Origin of the sequence: Tardiphaga sp. (assembly GCF_028290785.1) — a bacterium.
Classification (GTDB): domain Bacteria; phylum Pseudomonadota; class Alphaproteobacteria; order Rhizobiales; family Xanthobacteraceae; genus Tardiphaga.
Genome location: NZ_JAQGJD010000257.1, coordinates 1 through 2,859 on the forward strand (window position 1 = coordinate 1; position 2,859 = coordinate 2,859).

General features: G+C 65.9%; 3 protein-coding genes. All 3 read left to right on the forward strand.

Annotated features, from left to right (window positions below):
• On the forward strand, positions 1-702 hold a 702-nt coding region (locus tag JWR89_RS15925), incomplete at its 5' end, for an aminotransferase class I/II-fold pyridoxal phosphate-dependent enzyme (protein WP_299717801.1).
• Between the two features lie 83 nt (positions 703-785).
• A complete protein-coding gene (locus JWR89_RS15930; protein ID WP_299717803.1) occupies positions 786-2,108 on the forward strand; it encodes a homoserine dehydrogenase in 1,323 nt (440 codons plus the stop codon).
• 59 nt (positions 2,109-2,167) lie between these two features.
• A partial coding sequence (locus JWR89_RS15935) for a fructose-bisphosphatase class II family protein (protein WP_299717806.1) occupies positions 2,168-2,859 on the forward strand: 692 nt, incomplete at its 3' end.

The following is a 2,859-nucleotide window of genomic DNA, read 5'->3' on the forward strand; positions in this document are numbered from 1 at the left end:
CCGTCGAACCCGACGGCGCAGGTCGCCAGCCTGGACTTCTACAAGGACCTCGTCGCCTTCGCGAAGAAGCACGAGATCTACATCCTGTCGGACCTGGCCTATGCCGAGGTCTATTTCGACGACAATAACCCGCCGCCCTCGGTGCTGCAGGTGCCCGGCGCGATCGACGTCACCGTCGAGTTCACCTCGATGTCGAAGACGTTTTCCATGGCCGGCTGGCGGATGGGCTTTGCAGTCGGCAACGAGCGCATCATCGCGGCGCTGGCGCGGGTCAAATCGTATCTCGATTACGGCGCCTTCACACCGGTGCAGGTAGCCGCGACAGCCGCGCTGAACGGCCCGGACGACTGCATTCGCGAGATGCGCGAGACCTACAAGAGGCGTCGCGATGTGATGGTCGACACGTTCGGCAAGGCTGGCTGGGACGTCCCGGCGCCGTCGGCCTCGATGTTCGCCTGGGCGCCGCTGCCGCCGAAGTTCGCCGAGTTGGGCTCCATGCAGTTCGCCACCCTGATGGTGGAGAAATCCGGCGTGGTGGTGTCGCCCGGCGTCGCCTTCGGCGAGCACGGCGAGGGCTATGTCCGCATCGCGCTGGTCGAAAACGAGCAACGCATTCGCCAGGCCGCACGCGGCGTCCGCCGCTTCCTTGAAAGCGGCCTCGAAACGTTGCACAACGTGGTTCCTCTCGCCACCCGGCGGTAGGCATGATCCCGAAAAGTGGAATCCGGTTTTCGGGCCAGATCATGCCCGTTAATAAGATCCTTTCCGAATAGGTTCTCAGTTACATGGTCGCACCCCTCCGAGTGGGCATAGCGGGACTCGGCACCGTGGGTGCCGAGGTGGTCCGTCTCATCGAACAACAGGGCAAGGTCCTGACCGCGCGCTGCGGCCGTGGCGTCAAGGTCGTGTCCGTCACCGCGCGCTCGAAAACCAAGAAGCGCGGCGTCGATCTGCGCGGCATCGGCTGGGCGAAGGATCCGATGGCGATCGCCACCGATCCCGAGGTCGATTGCTTCGTCGAACTGATGGGCGGCGTCGGCGATCCCGCGCTGTCCGCCATCGAGGCGGCGCTGTCGTCCGGCAAGTCGGTGGTGACAGCGAACAAGGCGCTGATCGCCAAGCACGGGCTGAAGCTGGCAGCACTGGCGGAGAAGCATGGCGGCGCGCTGAATTACGAAGCTGCGGTGGCCGGCGCCATTCCGGTGGTGAAGACGCTGCGCGAAGGCCTCGCCGGCACTGGCATCGACCGCGTCTACGGCATTCTCAACGGCACCTGCAACTACATCCTGAGCCGGATGGAGCAGGAGGGCCTGTCGTTCGAAGAGTGTCTGAAGGACGCGCAGCGGCTCGGCTATGCGGAGGCCAATCCGTCGTTCGACGTTGATGGCCACGACACCGCGCAAAAGCTCGCGATCCTAGCCAGCCTGGCGTTCGGCACCAAGGTGGCGCAGAGCGCGGTCTATGTGGAGGGCATCACCTCGATCGCCGCCGCCGACCTGCGTGCCGCAGCGGAACTCGGCTACCGCGTCAAGCTGCTCGGCGTTGCCGTGCGCACCGCGACCGGCATCGAGCAGCGCGTGCATCCGACCATGGTGCCGCTGAAGTCGTCGATCGCCCAGGTTATGGGCGTCACCAATGCGGTGACCATCGATGGCGCCGGCATTTCGCCGATCACGCTGGTCGGCCCCGGCGCCGGCGGCGCGGCGACGGCATCGGCCGTGCTGGCCGATATCGCCGACGTCGCCCGCGGCGTGCGCGCGCTGCCGTTCGGCCGTCCGGTCGGCAAACTCACCGTCACCGCCAAGGCGCCGATGGAACGGCACGAGGGCGGTTATTACATCCGCCTGATGGCGCGAGATCTCGCCGGCACCGCCGCGCGCATTGCGACGCGACTGGCGGAACAAAAGATTTCACTGGAGTCGATCGTGCAGCGTCATCCTGACGGCATGATTGACGGCAATGGTGCCGCCAAGAAATCGGCACCCGTGCCGGTGATCCTGATCACCTACGCCACATCCGAGGACGCGATGCGCCGCGCGCTGCAGGCTGTGCAGAGCGACAAGGTGATATCAGGCCGGCCACAGGTGATCCGAATCGAAAAGAACTGACGACCGACCAAGACTTGTCCGGGTCCACTGACCCGCCGTGACGTTGAAGGAGCTAGCCGATGTCGACCCATATTTCCGTGCCGCCGCAGCAACTGCTGGAACGCATCCTGACGCTCGAGATCGTGCGCGTGACCGAGCGTGCGGCGGTGTCCGCTGCGCGTCTGCGCGGGCAGGGCCAGGAGAAGGCCGCCGACCAGGCTGCGGTCGATGCGATGCGCCGCGAGCTCAACAAGATGCCGATCGAGGGCACCATCGTGATCGGCGAGGGCGAGCGCGACGAAGCGCCGATGCTGTTCATCGGCGAGAAGGTCGGCATCAACGCCGGCCCCAAGGTCGATATCGCCGTCGATCCGCTGGAAGGCACCACGTTGTGCGCCAAGGACATGCCGGGCTCGATCGCTACGATGGCGATGGCCGATGGCGGCACGCTGCTGCACGCCCCTGACGTCTACATGCAGAAGATCGCAATCGGCCCGGGCTACGACAAGAACGTGATCGACATCGACGCGACGCCGGACGAGAACATCAAACGCCTCGCCAAGGCCAAGGGTGTGCATCCCTCCGCGATCACGGCGCTGGTGCTGGACCGCCCGCGACACGCCCCGATCATCGCCGCGATCCGCTCGACGGGCGCTGCGGTGCGCCTGATCGACGACGGCGACGTCGCCGGCGTGATCCACTGTGCCAACCCCGAGAAGTCCGGCGTCGATATCTACATCGGTACCGGCGGCGCGCCGGAAGGCGTGCTGGC

Bases quoted from the DNA above. Each gene is read 5' to 3' on its own strand.
- JWR89_RS15930 (WP_299717803.1), top strand. From the start codon at position 786: ATGGTCGCACCCCTCCGAGTGGGCATAGCGGGACTCGGCACCGTGGGT.